This window comes from Pseudomonas sp. R32, from assembly GCF_009866705.1.
Lineage (GTDB): Bacteria > Pseudomonadota > Gammaproteobacteria > Pseudomonadales > Pseudomonadaceae > Aquipseudomonas > Aquipseudomonas donghuensis.
On the sequence record NZ_CP019396.1, the window covers coordinates 1,427,515 to 1,444,807 of the forward strand.

The window sequence follows — 17,293 nt, forward strand, 5'->3', positions numbered from 1 at the left end:
CGTAGGACACAGGCAGGGCCATTAACCGGCCAAAGGCAGGAGGCTGACAACCCGCGCGCCATACAGATTGCCTATAGTGGCGAATAGGTAATCTGTGGTTTACCGGCTGCGCGGGGCCGCCCAATACTTTTGTTCATTACAACAAGAGAGGGTGATCGCGATGAAGGCCGATATCGAACAGTTCCAGCGTGACGGTGCCGTGGTGCTGCGTGGTGTGTTCCGTGACTGGATCGAACCGCTGCGCGAAGGTTTTGAACAGAACCTGGCCGCGCCCAGTGCCTTTGCCATCGAGAACGTCGGCAGTGGTGAAGGCGGGCGCTTCTTCGAGGATTACTGCAACTGGCAGCGTATCCCGGCGTTCAAGGATTTCGTGCTCAATTCGCCGGCGGCGGCGATTGCCGGAGCGTTGATGCAGTCACGGCAAGTGCAGGTGTTCCATGAACATATCCTGGTCAAGGAACCCGGCACCTCCAAACCCACGCCCTGGCACCAGGACCTGCCGTACTACTGCGTCGACGGCCTGCAGACCGCCAGCTACTGGATACCGCTGGATCCGGTCACCCGCCACAACACCCTGAGCGTGGTGCTTGGCTCCCATCGCTGGCCCAAGCCGGTACGGCCCAAGAGCTGGGCCAGCAACAAGGATTTCTATGGCGCCAGCGATGCAGGCTCCGGCGAAAGCCTGTTCATGGACATGCCGGACGTGGAGAACGGCGAGTACCAGATCCTCTCGCCGGAGCTGGAACCGGGGGACGCGGTGGTGTTCGATTTTCGTACCGTGCATGGCGCCGCCGGCAACATCGGCAGCAATCGCCGGCGAGCCTTCTCGACCCGTTTCATGGGCGATGATGTGCGCTATATCCAGCGCCCTGGGCGGACCTCGCCGCCGTTTCCGGGGATTGACCTGAAGACCGGCGATCGCATGCGCGAGGACTGGTTTCCGGTGGTGTGGGCGCAGCCATAAGGGCTGCCCGTAGGAGCGAGCTTGCCTCGCGATGCGATGGGGCAGGTAGATCGCAATCGCGGGTCAAGCCCGCTCCCACAGGGGCTACTTCAGGTGGGCGACGATCTCGTCCTTGATCTTCAGGCGTTCCTTGCGTAGCCGGGTGACCGTGTCATCGGCGGCGCTTTTGTTCTCGGCATCGACGACTTCGGCGTCTTTGCGGTTGTACTCTTCATGCAGCTGACTCAGCCGCGGGTCACTTTGTTTCTTCGCGAGAAATTGATCCTTGGTCAGATTCAGGTCTGCGAGTAAATCGTGCTTGACCGGCATTTCTTCACCTCTCCGGGGGTGTGGGGTGGAAGTCATGAACTTAGAGGATAGTCGTCTTTGCCGGGTTTCGCGGCTGGGGTAGTCTGTTGCAACATTTGCCCACCCCAGGACTTTGTGCAATGCCTCACCTTCATGTGGAATACAGCGACAACCTGAAAAACCTTGAGGTCGATCGCCTGCTGCTGCGTCTTAACCATGCCCTGGTGGGCAGCGGCCAGTTTGCTGAAGAGCTCGACATCAAGAGCCGCGCCGTGGCCCTGGCCAGCTTTCGCGTCGGCGTGGCGCCGGTGGAACGCGGGTTCGCCCACATCAAGCTGGCGATCCTCAGCGGCCGCTCGGCCGAGATCAAACGCCAGTTGTCGGCGAGCCTGCTGGAGGTGCTCAAGGACGCGCTGCCGGGCGCCCCGGGGCTGGACATCCAGCTGTGCGTCGAGGTGATCGATATTGATCGCGATTCTTATTCAAAAGTGCATCTGCCGGGGTAAACAGACGCCGGGCTGAACACAGGCTGAACAGGCGTATTAAATAGACGCCAGTCGACTAATTGTTGGCGTCTTTTTCACAAAAAATTGATGACTCGCTACTTACAGTTCGGGCAGTTTCCAGGCCGTGCCGCAAGGGCACTGTTCCCGACGTTTAACTAAGCGAATTATCATGTTCAAGGTCAAACCCCTGCGGGCCGAATGGGTCACGTTGATTGCCAGCCTGTACCTGTTGATCGGCTTCAACTCATTATTGTGGCAACACCTGGCGTCGGTGCTTTCCAGCGATGGCCATGGCCTGCTGCTGCGCGTGGCGTTTGGCGTGATGATCCTCTGTGCGTTCAACCTGGTGTTGACCCTGCTGGCCTTCAGGCCCGTGCTCAAACCGCTGTTGATCAGCCTGTTCATGGTCAGCGCCGGGGTGGCTTACTTCATGAGCCAGTACGGCGTGATGGTTGATGTGGGCATGCTCCGTAATGCCATGGAGACCAATGCCACGGAAGTACGTGACCTGCTCTCGATGAAACTTTTTTTATATATCGTAGTGTTAGGTGTATTGCCTTCTTTATTGTTGTATAGCATCCCGGTGCTGTACCGTAACTGGGTGCGTGAGTTAGTCGGCAAGTTGCTCATCAGCGTTGCCTGCATTGTCGTGTTGGCGGCGGTGGCGTTGGTGAACTATCAAGGCTTGGCTTCGCTGTTTCGCAACCACCATGAAATCCGCCTGTTGCTGGTGCCGAGCAATGTCGTCGGCGCCTCCCTGGGGTATGTGGGCGAGCGGGTCGGCAGCGCCGCCAAGCCGTTTCGCAAGATCGGCGAGGACGCGAAACTGGACGTGGCCTGGCAACAACGCACGCGCAAGTCGCTGACCGTGCTGGTGGTCGGCGAGAGCGCCCGCGCGCCGAACTTCGGGGTGCTCGGCTATGGGCGCGATACCACCCCACAGCTGAGCAAGGAAAAGGGCCTGATCGCCTTCACCGACGTGCACTCCTGTGGCACCGAAACCGCCGTGTCGGTGCCGTGCATGTTCTCTGGCTTCACCCGCAAGGATTACGACGCCAGCACCGCCAAAAACCAGGAAGGCCTGCTCGATGTGCTGCAGCGGGCCGGGCTGGCGGTGCGCTGGCGCGACAACCAGTCCGGCTGCAAGGGCACTTGCGACCGGGTTGTGTTCGAGAATGTCAGCAACGTCAAGGACCCGGCACTGTGCGCCGATGACGAGTGCCGCGACGACATCCTCCTCAAGGGCCTGGACAGCTTCATCGACAACCTGCAACAGGACACCGTGCTGGTGCTGCACCAGATGGGCAGCCACGGCCCGGACTACTACAAGCGTTACCCGAAAGAATACGAGCGCTTCACCCCGGTGTGCCGCAGCAATGCCCTGAACCAGTGCAGCCAGGACAGCATCGTCAATGCCTACGACAACACCCTGGTGTACACCGACCATGTCCTGGCCTCGCTGATCGACATCCTGCGCAGCAAGCAGGACAAGGTCGACACCGCCATGCTGTACCTGTCCGACCATGGCGAATCCCTTGGGGAATACAACCTGTTCCTGCACGGCACGCCCTACATGCTGGCACCGGAGCAGCAGAAGCACGTGCCGCTGCTGGCGTGGTTTTCCGACAGCTACAAGGCCAGCTTCGGCGTCGATAGCGACTGCCTGCAAAAGGCCCGCAATGCGCCGTTGAGCCAGGACAACCTGTTCCACTCCATGCTCGGCCTGCTGCAGGTGCACACCGCCCTGTACAAGCCGCAGCTGGACCTGTTCGCCAGCTGTCGGCCCATGCTGGCCAGACACTGATCACAGGCGCGGTAACGGCGGCAGGGATAGCGGTCGAGTGGTTTCCCGACGATGGCCTGCGCCGTATATACTGCGCGCCATTGTTTGTGGGAGAGCCTTGTGGCCATCGATATTCACTGGATTTGTGACGACCGCAGCCTGGCAGAGCATTGCCAGCAGTGGCGCACGCTGCCCTTCGTGGCACTCGACACCGAGTTCATGCGGGTCGATACCTTCTATCCGAAAGCCGGTTTGATCCAGGTCGGTGACGGGGCGCGGGCCTACCTGATCGACCCGCTGCGGATCGGCGACTGGCAGCCGCTGGCCGGCCTGCTTGAAGATCCGCAGGTGATCAAGGTCCTGCATGCCTGCAGCGAAGACCTCGAAGTGCTGTCGCGCCTGACCGGCAGCCTGCCGGCGCCATTGTTCGACACCCAGCTGGCCGCCGGTTACCTCAACCTGGGTTTCTCCATGGGCTATTCGCGCCTGGTTCAGGAGGTGCTCGGCATCGACCTGCCCAAGGGCGAAACCCGTTCCGACTGGCTGCAACGCCCGTTGTCGGAAACCCAGGTCAGCTACGCTGCCGAAGACGCCGTGCACCTGGCCGAACTGTACGAGCGCCTGCGCCCGCAGCTGTCCGCCGACAAACACGCCTGGGTCCTCGAGGACGGTGCCGAGCTGGTTGCCCAGTTGCGCCGCGAAACCGACCCGTACGAGCTGTACCGCGAGGCCAAGCTGGCCTGGAAGCTGTCGCGCGCGCAACTGGCGGTACTGCGCGAGCTGTGCGCCTGGCGCGAACGCGAAGCCCGTGCCCGCGACCTGCCGCGTAACCGCATCGTCCGCGAAAACGCCTTGTGGCCCATGGCCCGCACCCAGCCGGATTCGCTGTCGGCGCTGGCCAAGATCGAAGACATGCACCCGCGCACCATCCGTCAGGATGGCGAGTTCCTGCTCGGCCTGATCAAGCAGGCTGCCAGCCTGCCGCCGGAGCAATGGCCGCCAGCGGTGCCCGAGCCGCTGCCGATCGAAGCCTCGGTGCTGCTCAAGCAACTGCGCGCCATCGGCCAGGCCGAGGCCGAACGCCTGAGCATCGCCCCCGAGCTGATGCTGCGCAAGAAACCCCTGGAACTGCTGCTCAAGAGCGGTTACCCCAACGGACCCTATCAACTCCCCGAGTCGCTGCGCGGCTGGCGCCGTGAGCGCATGGGGCAGGCGCTGCTCGATTGCCTGGCGGGCGCCGGAGACCCTTCATGAAACGTATCTGCTCGATCTACAAGAGCCCCCGCAAGAACGAAATGTATCTGTACGTGCTCAAGGCTGACGGCCTGGAGCGTGTGCCCGAAGGCCTGCTGCCGTTCTTCGGTACCCCAGTGCATGCCTTCGACCTGGTGCTGAGCCCGGAGCGCAAGCTGGCCCGCGAAGATATCGCCAAGGTTCTGGAAAACCTCGAGCAGCAGGGTTACCACCTGCAGATGCCGCCCGCCGAGGACGAGTACATCGAGCACCTGCCCGAAGAGCTGCTGCGCCGCAACGATCCGGTCTGACCTCCCTATCTGATACGCCGCCAGCCCCTGGCGGCTTTCGCCGTTACCCAAGGTTGTTATGAACATGCGTGTTTTGATCGCTGAACAGGATCATGCCCTCTACGCTCGCCTGTTGCGCGAAGCGGCACCGGACCTGGAGGTCCTGAACAGTGGCGACTCGGCGGAACTTGCGCGGCTGGCCGCTGACAGCCCGGTATGGCTGGGCCAGCCGGACCTCTTGGCGACCTTGTTGCGCCAGGGCCATCAGCCCCAGTGGTTGCAATCGACCTGGGCCGGGATCACGCCGTTGCTGGCTGACGGCCTGCAGCGCAATTATCGCCTGACCCGGGCGGTGGGGATCTTTGGCCAGGTCATGGCCGAGTACGTGCTTACCTACATGCTTGGCCACGAGCGCGAGGTGCTGGCACGGCTGGTCAGCCAGGTCGAGCGCAAGTGGGATGACCGCCCCGGGCGCAGCCTGGAAGGGCGCCGGGCGCTGATCGTCGGCACTGGCGATATCGGTCAGCGGGTGGCGGAGTTCCTGCTGCCGTTTGGCGTACAGTTGTACGGCATTGCCAGCCAAGCGCGCGAGCAGGCGCCGTTTATCGAAGTGGCAGGCCTTGAGGACCTTGGCCGTCTGGTCGGGCAGGTCGATTATGTCATCAACCTGCTGCCCGACACCCCGGCGACCCATGACCTGTATGACGCCGCGCTGTTCCAGCGCTTCAACCCCGAGGCCTTGTTCATCAATGCCGGGCGCGGCGTCGCGGTGGTCGATGCCGACCTGGTCGAAGCCTTGAAGAAGGGCCATCTGGCCGGCGCGGTGATCGATGTCTGCCGCCAGGAACCGTTGCCCCAGCGCCATCCGTTCTGGACCGCCTGGGGCTTGCTGTTGACCGGGCACAGCTCGGCACCGACCTCGCCGGCGGCGATGGTGCGCGTGTTTGTCGAGAATCTGCGGGCGTATCAGGCAGGTGAAGCGTTACGCGGGGAAGTGGACTTTCAGCGCGGCTATTAAAAGCGTCGCCGGCTCCCACAGGTTTTGTAGGCACCGCTGACCCTGTGGGAGCTGGCCTTGCCAGCGATGGGCTGCAGAGCAGCCCTGAAAATCAAAGGCTGAAATCACCCTCAGCCGCCAACTCGCTCAATGGCCGCCGCGGGCTTGGCACTTCCCGCGCCTGAAGGCCTTCAGCGAGGGTCGACTTGTCGCCCAGCTTGCCGATCGCCACCGCCGCGTGCAGGGCATATCCTTCAGGAATCTTCAGCTCCCTGCGGGTCAGTTCCTGGTCGAAACCGGCCATGCCGTGGGTGTGCCAGCCGCTCAGGCTGGCCTGCAACGCCAGGTGGCCCCAGGCCGAGCCGGTGTCGAAGGTGTGCCACAACGCCGGGGTTTCTTCGCTGGCACCAGGCGCGGTGAAGGTGGTCTTGGACATGATGATCACCAGCGCCGAAGCGTGCTGGGCCCAACTGCGGTTGAATTCGTTGAGCAAGCCGAGGAAGCGTTCCCAGTTCGGCGTGTCGCGGCGGGCGTAGAGAAAGCGCCAGGGCTGCGAGTTGTAGGCCGAAGGGGCCCAGCGTGCGGCTTCAAGGAAGCTCAGCAGGGTGGCCTGGTCGATCGGCTCGCCGGTGAAGGCGCGCGGCGACCAGCGCTGGATGAACTGTTCGTTGATGGCGTGATCGGCAACGCGAGGATTTGCACTCATCTTGAGTTCCTGAGGGTTGGGGTGGTGACCGCTGGTCAAACTACTGTGTCATATGAGCGCTGACAAGCGGTCTGGCAATGGCCGGTGACAGGCCCTAGACTGGCGCCGCCGCGCCGCCGCGCACGAATTGAAACAGGACACCCGCTACATGACTGCCAACGCCGCTCCATTCTGGATGCGTAAAACCCTCGAGCAACTCGACCCGCAGGAGTGGGAGTCGCTGTGTGACGGCTGTGGCTTGTGCTGCCTGCAAAAGCTTGAAGATGAAGACGACAACAGCGTCTATTACACGCGTATCGCCTGCAAACTTCTGGACATGAAGACCTGCCAGTGCAGCAACTACCCGAAGCGGATGCAGATCGTGCCTGACTGCATCCAGCTGACGCCGGGCAAGGCCGATCAGTTCAAATGGCTGCCCACCACTTGCGGCTACCGCCTGGTCAGCGAGGGCAAGGACCTGCCCGACTGGCACCACCTGGTGTGTGGTGACCGTGAGCAGGTGCACAAGCAACGGATTTCACAATCCGGGCGCATGCTCAGCGAAGTCAGCGTCGAGGAGGACGACTGGGAAGACTATCTGATTTTCCGCGCCGGTTGAGCTGCAGAGGCTTGTCGGGGATCGCGTTTGGGGGAACGAGGAGTTTCTGTATGCGTGTGCGTTGCCACGGGTGGCTGGTGCTGGGCCTGCTGGCCAGTTCGCCGGCCTGGGCGAAAAAAGTCGATCTGGATTACCACGTGCGCTTGCTGCCACAAAGCGAGCAGGCCGAAGTGCGCCTGACCCTGGCAGACGGCGCCAGCGTGCGCAGCCTGGACTTCGACCTGGGCAAGGACGGCGCCTACAGCGACTTCAAGGCCGACGGCCAATGGCAGCTGCAGGGCGGCGATCAGCGCGGCCACTGGCAACCGGCGCCAGGCAAGAGCCAGCTGAGCTATAAGGTGCGCCTGAGCCAGCGGCTCAAGGGCGGCGCCTATGAAACCCGCATGACCCCGGGCTGGGCGCTGTTTCGCGGTGACGACCTGGTGCCGCCGGCGCGCCTGGACCAGCACGACGGTACCGAACTGGTGGCGCGCTTGAGTTTCGAGCTGCCCAAGGGCTGGAAAAGCGTCGAGACGCCGTGGCCGCGCATTGGCAAGCACCGTTTTCGCATCGACAACGTCTCGCGGCTGTTCGACCGCCCGACCGGCTGGATGCTCGCCGGCACCATCGGTACCCGCCGCGCGCGCCTGGGCGAAACCGACGTCAGCGTCGCCGCGCCGCAAGGCCAGGCCATGCGCCGCCTGGACAACCTGACCTTGCTGACCTTTGTCTGGCCGCAGCTGCAGGCGGTGTTCCCGCGCAATCCGCCCAAGCTGTTACTGGTCGGCGCCCGGGATGAGCTGTGGCGTGGCGCCCGCGCCGGGCATCACTCCATTTACCTGCACAGCAGCCGCCCGCTGGTTGGCGAGAACGGCTCAAGCCCGGTGCTGCGCGAACTGGTGCATGTGTTTGCGCAGATCAACGACCGCGAGGACAGCGACTGGATTGGCGAGAGCCTGGCCGAGTATTACGCCAGCGAACTGCTGCGCCGTGCCGGTGGCATGACCGAGGAGCGCTATCAGGCCCAGCAGGCGAGCCTTGAGCGCAGTGGCAAGAAGGTCAGCAGTTTGCGCGGCGAGCAGGTCGACAGCGCGGTGATCGCCCGTGGCGTGCTGCTGTTGCGGGCGCTGGACCAGGAAATCCGCCTGCACACCCACAACCAGCGTTCACTGGATGATGTCACCCGGGCGATGATGCGCCTGAACAGCGTTAGCACCGCGGAGTTCATCCAGCTCAGCGAAAGCGTGCTGGGCAAATCCTCCGAGGTGCTGCAGAGCCCGCTGTTGCGTTAAGGCCTGGGGTCTTTCAGGGCGTCGTTGCCGGTCACCGTGGTGCCACGGGGGGCGGCTGCGGCGTTGGCCTTGAGTGCTTGCAGCTCGGCGCCGCTGCGTTCGACCTTGGCGCGGAGGTTGTCCAGATCGCTGCGGCCGCGCTCGATCAGGCTTTTCACCGAGCTGTGGCCGGTAATGCCACGGGCCAGGGCAACCCCGCCGACCGCCACCTGAATCATCCCCAGCAAGCCACCACGGCGCAGGCCCTTGCCGACCATGATTACCCCGGTGGCGACGGAACCTGCGCGTTCCCAGCCGTGGACGTTATGTTCACTGGCCATCTGCGCTGAGTTGGCCGGGATAAGCGTCTGTTTCTCGGACATGGTCATTCTCCAGTAGGGGCGATGGTCTACAGCAGACCGCCGGGCAGGCCGGGCTGTTCAGTCGAGTTACTTGAACTTCGGCCCGGAGCGGGTGTTCAGGCCTTTGGCCAGGCGGTCATAGAGCACCACGTTGACGGTGGCGGCCAGGTTCATGCAACCGTTGGTCGGGATGTAGATGGTCTCTTCGCACCAGGCACGCACGCTCGGGTCGAGGGAGCCGTCTTCAGGGCCGAAGATATAGATCGCGCGGTCCGGGTGGGTGTACTCGGGCAGCGGCCGGGCGCCGTCGACCAGCTCCACCGCCACCGGCGTGCAGCCCAGGGGGATGATCTTCTGCAGGTCGTCGATGCCGATCAGCGGGATGTCGTAGTGCACACGCTTGGTGTCGGTGACGAAGTCGCGGGCGCGCTCATAGCGCTTGCCGGTGTAGAACACCGAGTTGACGCCGTAGCAACCCGCAGCGCGCATCACCGAACCTACGTTCTCTGCTGACTTGGGGTTGAACAGACCAATGCAGCTGTACCGTTTGTTCGCCACGTGCCGGGGCCCTTCGCAAAAAAGACGCGATTATACGGGCTTGCCGGCACCTGTGGGGCGCGCTTGGGCAGTCAGTCCTTTTTCAGCATGCCGGCCAGGCCCGCGAACGGGTTGTGGGTGGCCTTGGCGATGGTCGGGCTGCTGGTCGAGCCTTCGCTGAAGTACTGCTGGTCGGTGTAGCGGGCGTGTTCGTTGTCGTGACAGTACAGGCACAGCAGTTCCCAGTTGGAGCCGTCCTGGGGGTTGTTGTCGTGGTTGTGGTCACGGTGGTGCACGGTCAGCTCGCTCAGGCGCTTGCCGGCGAACTCGCGGGCGCAGCGGCCACACACGTGCGGGTACATGCGCAGGGCCTTGTCACGGTAGCCCATTTCCTTGTCGCGCTTGGCGTCGGCGAGGATGCGGTCTAGCCGTGCGGTGGCGGCGGCAGAGGATGACGAACTCATGGGATTACCTTTTCTCGGGCTTGTTACGGTTATGCCTTGAAGTTTAGCCCGATGGCGGGCAATTCGGACAGGCAAACCGTGCGCGGTGGGAGTAGCCTGTAGCCAGGACCCTCAAGGAGCCTGTGCATGCGTTACGCGATCATTGCGGTATTGATCTGTGCCAGCCTGCAACCTGCCATGGCCGCTGATTTGCAGCCACGGCTGATCACCCCGGTGCCGGGTGCGCCGGGCACGGCGACGCCAACGCCGTATCCGCAGGTGACGCCGAGTACGCCGCCGCGCGCCGGTGATGCGCAACCGGGCGCGCCATTGCTGCCGCCGATGCCGGTGCCCAACCCGCCCAAGGATCAGCCATTGCCTGGTTTGAACCCGGACAACAGCAAGGCCAAGGGCGACTAGACCTGCTGGGCCAGGCGCTGACCGTCCTGCATGCGCAAGCGCCGGGACAGGGCCACAGCCAGGGCGCGGATGATCTTGGCGGCGATCTTCGGGGCGTCGTTGAGCATCTTTTCCAGCGAGTCCTTGCCCAGGTTGAGCAACTGGCAGTCGCTGGCGGCAATGCAGCTGGCCGAGCGCCGTTCACCGTCGAGTACGGCCATTTCGCCGAAGGCGCGGCCCTTGCGCAGGGTGGCGATTTCCACCTGGCGCTGCTCGGCGTCGGTCTTGCGCACTGAAACTACGCCGTGATGGATGATGCACATGAAGGTGCCGGCATCGCCTTCGCGAAAAATCTGGGTGCCTTGGCTCATGTTGCTGATGCTGAAGTAGCCGGCGGCGGCCTGGAAGTCGCCGGGCAGCAACTGGTCGAACAGGCCGCAGTCCATGAGCATGTCGCGGATTTCGTTGTTGAGGTGGGTGGGTTCAGGCATTTGCGTCGTTCTTTTAGTTTTGTGGTGTCTGTTCTGGGGCTGCTGCGCAGCCCATCGCTGGCAAGGCCAGCTCCCACAGGATTTGTGGCAGCCGGCCTGGCCGGCGATTCGCTTGATCAGACAACAAATTTTCCGATTTACACCACGCCCAGCACGTTAAATACGAACGCGTACTCCAGCGCCACGTCGCGCAGCCCCTGGTAGCGCCCGCTCATGCCGCCGTGGCCGGCCCCCATTTCGGTCTTGAGCAGCAACAGATTGTCGTCGGTCTTGGTCACCCGCAGCCGCGCTACCCACTTGGCCGCTTCCCAATACTGCACGCGGCTGTCGTTGTAACCGGCAACCACCAGCAGGGCAGGGTAGGCCTGGGCACGGACGTTCTCATAGGGGGCGTAGGCCTTGATCCGCTCATACACCTCGGGCTCTTCGGGGTTGCCCCACTCGTCGTATTCGGTGACGGTCAGCGGCAGCTCGGGGTCGAGCATGGTGTTGAGCACATCGACGAACGGCACTTCGGCAATTGCGGCCTTGAACAGCTCCGGGCGCTGGTTGAGCACCGCGCCGATCAGCAGGCCACCGGCGCTGCCGCCGCTGATCGCCAACTGCTCGGCGCCGGTCACGCCCTGGGCGATCAGGTGTTCGGCACAGGCGATGAAGTCGCCGAAGGTGTTGTGCTTGTGCGCCTGCTTGCCGGCGTGGTACCAGGCTTCACCCAGTTCACCGCCGCCACGCACGTGGGCAATGGCAAAGGCCACGCCGCGCTCGAGCAGGCTCAGGCGGGCGTGGGAGAACCACGGATCGAGGCTTTCGCCGTAGGCGCCGTAACCGTACAGGTACAGCGGCACCGGCTTGCCAACGTCGGCACGGCGCTGCACCAGGCTGATCGGTACCTGGGTGCCATCGGCGGCGGTTGCCCACAGGCGCTGGCTGACATAGGCGTCCGGGTCGAACGGGCCGAGCACCGGGGTTTCCTTGAGCACTTGCTGGGCGCCGTTGGCCAGCTCCAGCTGGCGCACCTGGGCCGGGCGGTTGAGCGACTGGTAACGCAGGCGGATGCGCGTGCTGACGAACTCCAGGCTGTCCTGTACGTACAGGCTGTAGGCGGCGTCCGGCAGCTCCACGCGGTAGGCCGGCAAGCCCTGCGGGTGCACCTCGATGATCGGCAGGCCGCCTTCGCGCAGGCTCAGGCTCAGGGCGCTGGCGTTGAGGGTCAGGCCCTCGAGCATCACCGTGTCGCGATGGGCCACCAACAGTTGCCATTGCTCGCGGGTGGGCACTACGTCGGCAACAGCCTGGTACAGGGCGAAGTTGATGCCGTCCTGGTTGCTGCGGATAAACCAGCGCCACTGGCCTTCGAGCTGGCCGTGGTCAGGGTAGTACTCATGGCCCTCGACCCGGGGCGCCAGGCAGGTAAAGGCTTGCTCGGGGTGTTCGGCATCGAGCACCCAGGCTTCGCTGGTGGTCTTGCTGTTGAGCAGCAGGATCAATTGGCGCTCGGAGCTGGCGCGGTAGCAGTGCAAGAAGAAACGACCGTCGATTTCTTCATAGACTGCTTCGACACTGGCGCTGCCCAGGCGATGGCGCAGCAACTTGTGCGGGCGGTGGGTGTCGTCCAGTTCGGCGAAGAACAACGTCTGGTTGTCGTTGGCCCAGGTCATGCTGCCGTCGCAGTCCTCGAACGGCAGTTGCTCGATGGCGCCGCTGGCCAGGTCCTTGACGTACAGGGTGTAGATCTCGTCGCCCGTGGTGTCCAGGCTGTAGGCCAGGCGCTGGTGGTCGGGGCTGATGCTGAAGGCGCCCATGGACAGGAAGCCGCCCTTGGCCAACGCATTGGGGTCGAGCAGCAGCTCCTCGCGCGCTTCATCGACGGTATTGGCATCATCGGCCGGGCGCGGGCAGCGGTAATGGCGGGCGTACTCGTCACCGGCGGTGGTGCGGGTGTAGTACAGGTACGGGCCCCAGGGCGAAGGCAGCGACAAGTCGGTTTCAAGGATGCGCGCCTTGATCTCTTCGAACAGCTGTTCGCGCAGCGGCGCCTGATCGGCCAGTTGCGCTTGCTGATAGGCGTTCTCGGCGTTCAGGTAAGCCAGCACCTCGGGGGTGTCGCGTTGCTGCAGCCAGGCATAGGGATCGGCACCTTCGGCCTTGTGGGCAATCGGGGCACGGGGAGCGGTGGCGTCTGCGGACATGCGGGATTCTCTTGGCTGGGGGGCGCCTGCGCGCGGAAAAGTGTTTATCATAAGCGTCTATTTGCCTAGCTTGCCACGGACACCATGACCGAGAACGACTATCTGCTCGCCTGGGGCCTCTATGCCCTTGCCGCCTTGGGATGCCTGCTGGTGGGCTTTCGCCTGACTGGCTGGATGTGGCGCTGGCTGCGTGAACCGCTGCGGGTACTGATGGCGGTACTGCTGCTGACCCCGACCATCGTCGACCCGGTCAAGGAAAAATTCGCCCCGGCCATCGCCATTGCCGCCCTCGATACCCTGTTCAAGGTCGGCAACAACGCCCTGCGCGCCGCAGCCGACCTGGCCATGTACGGCATGATCGCCTTCGCCTTGTATGCACTGTTCGTGTTCATCCGCTGGCCGCTGGAGCGGCGCGCCAAGGCCCGCCGTGAGCAGGCCGAAGCGGCCGCCCAGCGTGAAGCCCAGGAGCCTGTGAGCGATGAGCCGTTCGCCGCCGACCGCAGCGACCGCTACCGTAACCCGCCACCTGCAGCGCCGCTGGGCGGCAGCGGCACGCGGGTCGAGCCGCGTCTGTAGGATTTGCCCGGAGCAGCCAAGCATGTGTGAACTACTGGGCATGAGCGCCAATGTGCCGACCGACATCGTTTTCAGCTTCACCGGGCTGATGCAGCGTGGCGGGCGCACCGGCCCGCACCGTGACGGCTGGGGCATCGCCTTCTACGAAGGCCGTGGCCTGCGCCTGTTCCAGGACCCGGCGGCGAGCTGCGAGTCGGAAGTCGCCAACCTGGTGCAACGCTACCCGATCAAGAGCGAGGTGGTGATCGGCCACATTCGCCAGGCCAATGTCGGCAAGGTCAGCCTGTCCAACACCCATCCGTTCGTACGCGAGCTGTGGGGCCGCAACTGGTGCTTTGCGCACAACGGCCAGCTCGGTGAGTTCAAGGGCCAGGCGAGCTTCTACCGACCGATCGGCGACACTGACAGCGAAGCGGCGTTCTGCGACCTGCTCAACCGTGTGCGCGAAGCCTTCCCCGAGCCGGTTGAGGTCGAGCAACTGCTGCCGGTACTGGTCGCGGCCTGCGCCGAATACCGTGGCAAGGGCGTGTTCAACTGCCTGTTCAGCGATGGCGACTGGCTGTTCTGCTTCTGCTCGACCAAGCTGGTGCACATAACCCGCCGTGCGCCGTTCGGCCCGGCACGGCTGAAGGACGTCGACATGATCGTCGACTTCCAGGCTGAAACCACCCCTAACGATGTGGTCACGGTGATCGCCACCGAGGCCCTCACCGAGAACGAAACCTGGCACCGCTACGCGCCTGGCCAGTGGGCCTTGTGGCGCCGTGGCGAGTGCATCGCCGAAGGTCAGGCCAGCTAAGGATCAGCCCTATGTTCAGAAGTTACCTGCGCTTGCTGTTGTTTACCTGCGGTTTGCTGGTTGGCCTGCAAGTGCCGGGCTATATCGTCGATTATGGCCAGCGGGTCGAGGCGCACCTGCTCGAATCGCGCGAAGGCCTCAAGGGCTTTGAAGACACCGCCAAACGCTTTTTCAACGGCGACCTGCAGGCGCTGCTGGGCCATTACCGCAGCAGCGACGACCCGGTGTTCACCAGCGATGCCAACAGCATCGAAAGCCTGTTGATCCGCAACCGCCAGTTCGAGCAGGAATGGCAGATTCTGCAAGGCCCGTGGCTGGCGAAAACCTGGCATGTGCTGGTCACCGCCAACCCGCAACTGCGCGAAGAAACCCTCAACGGCTACCGCTACCAGATCCTCCTCAATCCCGAGGCCCTGGCCTGGGGCCTGAGCTGCGCGCTGGTGTTGGCGCTGGTGGTCGAAAGCCTGCTGCTGTTGCTTGGCTGGGTCGCACTTGGCGGGCGGCGCAAGGCGGTGCAGGAGAGCTGGCGCTAAACCAGCACGATGCGCTGCGGCCCGGCATCGCGGGCGTAGCGCTCCAGCACGTTGCGGCACAGTTGCACCACCTCATCGACCAGCTCGACACCGGTCTGCCAGGCCACCACCAGCTCCAGGCTCGGTGGTTGCTGGGCCAGCGGCAACAGGATCAGTTCGCCACGGGCCAGTTCTTCGCTGACCAGCGCTGGCGGCAGGGCGCCGATGCCAAAGCCGTCACGCAGCAAGCGGGTAATCGCCGCCACCGAATTCACGCAGTTCAGCCGTGGCGCGCCGACGCCTTCGGCCTGTAGCAGGCTGAGCACTTCCTGGTGCGGACGCGAGTTCTTCGAGAAGGTGACGATGCGCTCGCGGGCCAGGTCCGCCAGCGAGGCGTAGTCGCGGTTGTAGATCGACTGGCGGGCGACGATCCAGCCCATGGGATAGCGCGCCAGGTCCAGGCTGCGGATCGATTCCTGGCGCAACAGGTCGGTTTGCAGAATCACATCGAGAAAGCCTTTTTGCAGCTGTTCGCGCAAGTTAAGCGCGGTATCGGCGACCAGTTCGATTTCCACCTGCGGGTAGCGCTCCATCAGCTCCGACACCAGCGGGCTCATCCAGGTGTGGATCACCGTGTCCATCACGCCGATGCGAATGCGCCCGACCTTGGCCCGGTCGCTGTCCAGCGATTGCTTGAGGGCCTTGGCGGTGTCGAGCATCTGTTCGGCGTATTCCAGCACCTTGCTGCCTTCCGGGGTCAGGCTCACGCCGCGTGAGTCGCGCAACAGCAACCTGACCCCGAGGTCGGCCTCCAGCGCCGCGATACGGCTGGAGATCGACGCCTGGGTGGTGAAGAGCTTTTCGGCGGTCAGGCGAAAGCTCTTGAGCCGGGCCACCCAGACGAAGGTTTCGAGGAATTTGAGGTTCATGGCGCGCTCACTGATCAAGTTTTTCTTATGCCAGACAGCTGGTTTTTCTCGTTGGACGACAACCTGCGCCCGTCGAAAAATGATCCTCAGGCCGCGACATATGCTGTCGTCGTTAAAACAATACCAACAAGCTGAGGCAACCATGAACCCATCGGGCGTGCAGCAACAGGTCAAACCCAGGTCAGTGGCGGGACCATTCGACTGGTACCGCAACATCAACAAGCAGGAACGCCGGACCTTCTGGAGCTGCAAGATCGGCTACGGCCTGGATGGCATGGACACGCAGATGCTCAGCTTCGTCATCCCCACCCTGATCGCCCTGTGGGGCATCACCACCGCCGAGGCCGGGCTGATTCACACCAGCACCCTGATCGCCTCGGCCCTGGGCGGCTGGATCGCCGGCATCCTCTCCGACCGCATCGGCCGCGTGCGCACCCTGCAACTGACGGTGTTGTGGTTTGCATTTTTTACCTTCCTCTGCGGCTTTGCCCAGAACTACGAACAACTGCTGATCGCCCGTACCCTGATGGGCTTTGGCTTTGGCGGTGAGTGGACGGCCGGCGCAGTGCTGATCGGCGAGGTGATCCGCGCTCAGGACCGTGGCAAGGCGGTCGGCATGGTGCAGTCCGGCTGGGCCATTGGCTGGGGGCTGACGGCGATCCTGTATGCCGTGCTGTTCTCGCTGTTGCCGCCGGAAGACGCCTGGCGTGCGCTGTTCCTGCTGGGCATCGTACCGGCGGTGTTCGTGATTTTTGTCCGGCGCCTGGTCAAGGACCCGGAGATCTACCAGCAGGCCAGGGCCGCCGAGAAAACCGAAGCACCTTCGCATTTTTATGAGATCTTCGCTCCGGGCATGCTCTTCACCACTATTCGCGCTTCGTTGCTGACCACCGGCGCCCTGGGCGGTTACTACGCCATCACCTCGTGGCTGCCGACCTTTCTCAAGAACGAACGGGGCCTGAGCGTGCTGGGTACCGGCGGCTACCTGGCGATGGTGATCTTCGGCTCCTACATCGGCTACGTGATCAGTGCCTACCTGACCGACCTGTTGGGCCGGAAAAAGAACTTCATCCTGTTCGCCGTCGGCTCGTTCATCATTGTCCTGCTTTACACCCAGATGCCGGTCAGTGACGGCGTGATGCTCTGGCTGGGCTTCCCCCTGGGCTTCTTCGCCTCGGGGATCTTCAGCGGCATGGGCGCGTTTCTTACCGAACTGTTCCCCACCCGCATCCGCGGCTCGGGCCAGGGCTTTTGCTACAACATCGGCCGCGCCCTGGCGGCGTTCTTCCCGCTGCTGATCGGTTTGCTCAGCCAGAAGATTCCGCTGGGCCTGGGTATCGGCGGATTTGCCGCAGTGTCCTACGGAGTGGTAATTCTGGCAGCACTGAGCCTGCCGGAAACCCGCGGCAAACAACTTGAAGCCCGTTAAGGCCGAGCCTGA

At 63.5% G+C, this 17,293-nt stretch carries 21 protein-coding genes; 13 read left to right on the forward strand and 8 right to left on the reverse strand.

The window, feature by feature from the left end:
* Window positions 1-160: 160 nt before the first annotated feature.
* Window positions 161-964, forward strand: a complete 804-nt coding sequence (locus PspR32_RS06540; RefSeq protein ID WP_036994176.1) for a phytanoyl-CoA dioxygenase family protein — start codon at window positions 161-163, stop codon at window positions 962-964.
* Between the two features lie 84 nt (window positions 965-1,048).
* On the opposite strand, the gene PspR32_RS06545 is transcribed toward PspR32_RS06540, so the two are convergent.
* Window positions 1,049-1,273, reverse strand: a complete 225-nt coding sequence (locus tag PspR32_RS06545) for a YdcH family protein (RefSeq protein ID WP_010223135.1) — start codon at window positions 1,271-1,273, stop codon at window positions 1,049-1,051.
* A gap of 119 nt (window positions 1,274-1,392) precedes the next feature.
* Here PspR32_RS06545 and PspR32_RS06550 point away from each other — a divergent pair, with 119 nt between their 5' ends.
* The 5 genes from PspR32_RS06550 (at window position 1,393) to PspR32_RS06570 (ending at window position 6,082) form a co-directional block, all read left to right on the forward strand.
* Window positions 1,393-1,758 carry a 5-carboxymethyl-2-hydroxymuconate Delta-isomerase gene (locus tag PspR32_RS06550; RefSeq protein WP_010223134.1) on the forward strand — a complete coding sequence of 122 codons (366 nt, stop codon included), beginning with the start codon at window positions 1,393-1,395 and terminating at the stop codon, window positions 1,756-1,758.
* A 169-nt stretch (window positions 1,759-1,927) separates the two neighbouring features.
* Entirely contained in the window at window positions 1,928-3,562 is a 1,635-nt protein-coding gene (locus PspR32_RS06555) for a phosphoethanolamine transferase (RefSeq protein WP_159388234.1), read from the forward strand.
* A gap of 99 nt (window positions 3,563-3,661) precedes the next feature.
* A complete protein-coding gene (gene rnd / locus PspR32_RS06560) occupies window positions 3,662-4,795 on the forward strand; it encodes a ribonuclease D (RefSeq protein ID WP_010223132.1) in 1,134 nt (377 codons plus the stop codon).
* The gene (locus tag PspR32_RS06565) at window positions 4,792-5,085 is read left to right on the forward strand and encodes a YcgL domain-containing protein (protein WP_010223131.1); all 294 of its coding nucleotides are present in this window, start codon (window positions 4,792-4,794) and stop codon (window positions 5,083-5,085) included. The genes rnd and PspR32_RS06565 overlap by 4 nt, the downstream gene beginning before the upstream one ends.
* 64 nt (window positions 5,086-5,149) lie before the next feature.
* Window positions 5,150-6,082: a D-2-hydroxyacid dehydrogenase gene (locus tag PspR32_RS06570; protein WP_010223130.1), complete on the forward strand. Its 933-nt coding sequence runs from the start codon at window positions 5,150-5,152 to the stop codon at window positions 6,080-6,082.
* Window positions 6,083-6,173: 91 nt separating this feature from the next.
* Here the strand turns inward: PspR32_RS06570 and PspR32_RS06575 are convergent, their stop codons facing one another.
* Window positions 6,174-6,767 (reverse strand): nitroreductase family protein, encoded by a 594-nt coding sequence (locus PspR32_RS06575; protein ID WP_010223129.1) that lies wholly within the window; start codon window positions 6,765-6,767, stop codon window positions 6,174-6,176.
* Window positions 6,768-6,915: 148 nt separating this feature from the next.
* On the opposite strand from PspR32_RS06575, the gene PspR32_RS06580 reads away from it, so the two are divergent.
* Both PspR32_RS06580 and PspR32_RS06585 read left to right on the forward strand, forming a co-directional pair.
* A complete protein-coding gene (locus tag PspR32_RS06580; protein ID WP_159388235.1) occupies window positions 6,916-7,365 on the forward strand; it encodes a YcgN family cysteine cluster protein in 450 nt (149 codons plus the stop codon).
* Window positions 7,366-7,421: 56 nt separating this feature from the next.
* Window positions 7,422-8,636 (forward strand): hypothetical protein, encoded by a 1,215-nt coding sequence (locus tag PspR32_RS06585; RefSeq protein WP_036994290.1) that lies wholly within the window; start codon window positions 7,422-7,424, stop codon window positions 8,634-8,636.
* Here PspR32_RS06585 and PspR32_RS06590 read toward each other — a convergent pair.
* The 3 genes from PspR32_RS06590 to PspR32_RS06600 form a co-directional block, all read right to left on the reverse strand.
* Window positions 8,633-8,998: a YgaP family membrane protein gene (locus PspR32_RS06590; protein WP_010223126.1), complete on the reverse strand. Its 366-nt coding sequence runs from the start codon at window positions 8,996-8,998 to the stop codon at window positions 8,633-8,635. The two genes, PspR32_RS06585 and PspR32_RS06590, sit on opposite strands and share 4 nt — an antisense overlap.
* A gap of 66 nt (window positions 8,999-9,064) precedes the next feature.
* On the reverse strand, window positions 9,065-9,535 hold the full coding sequence (locus PspR32_RS06595; protein WP_010223125.1) for an RNA methyltransferase: 471 nt from the start codon (window positions 9,533-9,535) through the stop codon (window positions 9,065-9,067).
* 71 nt (window positions 9,536-9,606) lie between these two features.
* Window positions 9,607-9,978: a YajD family HNH nuclease gene (locus PspR32_RS06600; RefSeq protein ID WP_010223124.1), complete on the reverse strand. Its 372-nt coding sequence runs from the start codon at window positions 9,976-9,978 to the stop codon at window positions 9,607-9,609.
* A 126-nt stretch (window positions 9,979-10,104) separates the two neighbouring features.
* On the opposite strand from PspR32_RS06600, the gene PspR32_RS06605 reads away from it, so the two are divergent.
* Window positions 10,105-10,377, forward strand: coding sequence for a hypothetical protein (locus PspR32_RS06605; protein WP_010223123.1), 273 nt, complete (start codon window positions 10,105-10,107; stop codon window positions 10,375-10,377).
* On the opposite strand, the gene PspR32_RS06610 is transcribed toward PspR32_RS06605, so the two are convergent.
* Both PspR32_RS06610 and PspR32_RS06615 read right to left on the reverse strand, forming a co-directional pair.
* On the reverse strand, window positions 10,374-10,847 hold the full coding sequence (locus PspR32_RS06610; protein ID WP_100783162.1) for a cyclic nucleotide-binding domain-containing protein: 474 nt from the start codon (window positions 10,845-10,847) through the stop codon (window positions 10,374-10,376). The genes PspR32_RS06605 and PspR32_RS06610 overlap by 4 nt on opposite strands.
* A gap of 137 nt (window positions 10,848-10,984) precedes the next feature.
* A complete protein-coding gene (locus PspR32_RS06615) occupies window positions 10,985-13,036 on the reverse strand; it encodes a S9 family peptidase (protein WP_159388236.1) in 2,052 nt (683 codons plus the stop codon).
* Between the two features lie 84 nt (window positions 13,037-13,120).
* On the opposite strand from PspR32_RS06615, the gene PspR32_RS06620 reads away from it, so the two are divergent.
* Genes PspR32_RS06620 through PspR32_RS06630 form a run of 3 tightly spaced genes read left to right on the forward strand, consistent with a single transcriptional unit; the run spans window position 13,121 to window position 14,944 of the window.
* Window positions 13,121-13,612, forward strand: a complete 492-nt coding sequence (locus PspR32_RS06620; protein ID WP_010223120.1) for a hypothetical protein — start codon at window positions 13,121-13,123, stop codon at window positions 13,610-13,612.
* A 22-nt stretch (window positions 13,613-13,634) separates the two neighbouring features.
* Window positions 13,635-14,411, forward strand: coding sequence for a class II glutamine amidotransferase (locus PspR32_RS06625; protein WP_010223119.1), 777 nt, complete (start codon window positions 13,635-13,637; stop codon window positions 14,409-14,411).
* Window positions 14,412-14,422: 11 nt separating this feature from the next.
* The gene (locus tag PspR32_RS06630) at window positions 14,423-14,944 is read left to right on the forward strand and encodes a DUF2937 family protein (RefSeq protein ID WP_036994182.1); all 522 of its coding nucleotides are present in this window, start codon (window positions 14,423-14,425) and stop codon (window positions 14,942-14,944) included.
* On the opposite strand, the gene PspR32_RS06635 is transcribed toward PspR32_RS06630, so the two are convergent.
* Window positions 14,941-15,852: a LysR family transcriptional regulator gene (locus PspR32_RS06635; protein ID WP_010223117.1), complete on the reverse strand. Its 912-nt coding sequence runs from the start codon at window positions 15,850-15,852 to the stop codon at window positions 14,941-14,943. The two genes, PspR32_RS06630 and PspR32_RS06635, sit on opposite strands and share 4 nt — an antisense overlap.
* A 142-nt stretch (window positions 15,853-15,994) precedes the next feature.
* Here PspR32_RS06635 and PspR32_RS06640 point away from each other — a divergent pair, with 142 nt between their 5' ends.
* Window positions 15,995-17,281 (forward strand): MFS transporter, encoded by a 1,287-nt coding sequence (locus PspR32_RS06640; RefSeq protein ID WP_010223116.1) that lies wholly within the window; start codon window positions 15,995-15,997, stop codon window positions 17,279-17,281.
* The last annotated feature ends 12 nt before the right edge of the window (window positions 17,282-17,293 follow it).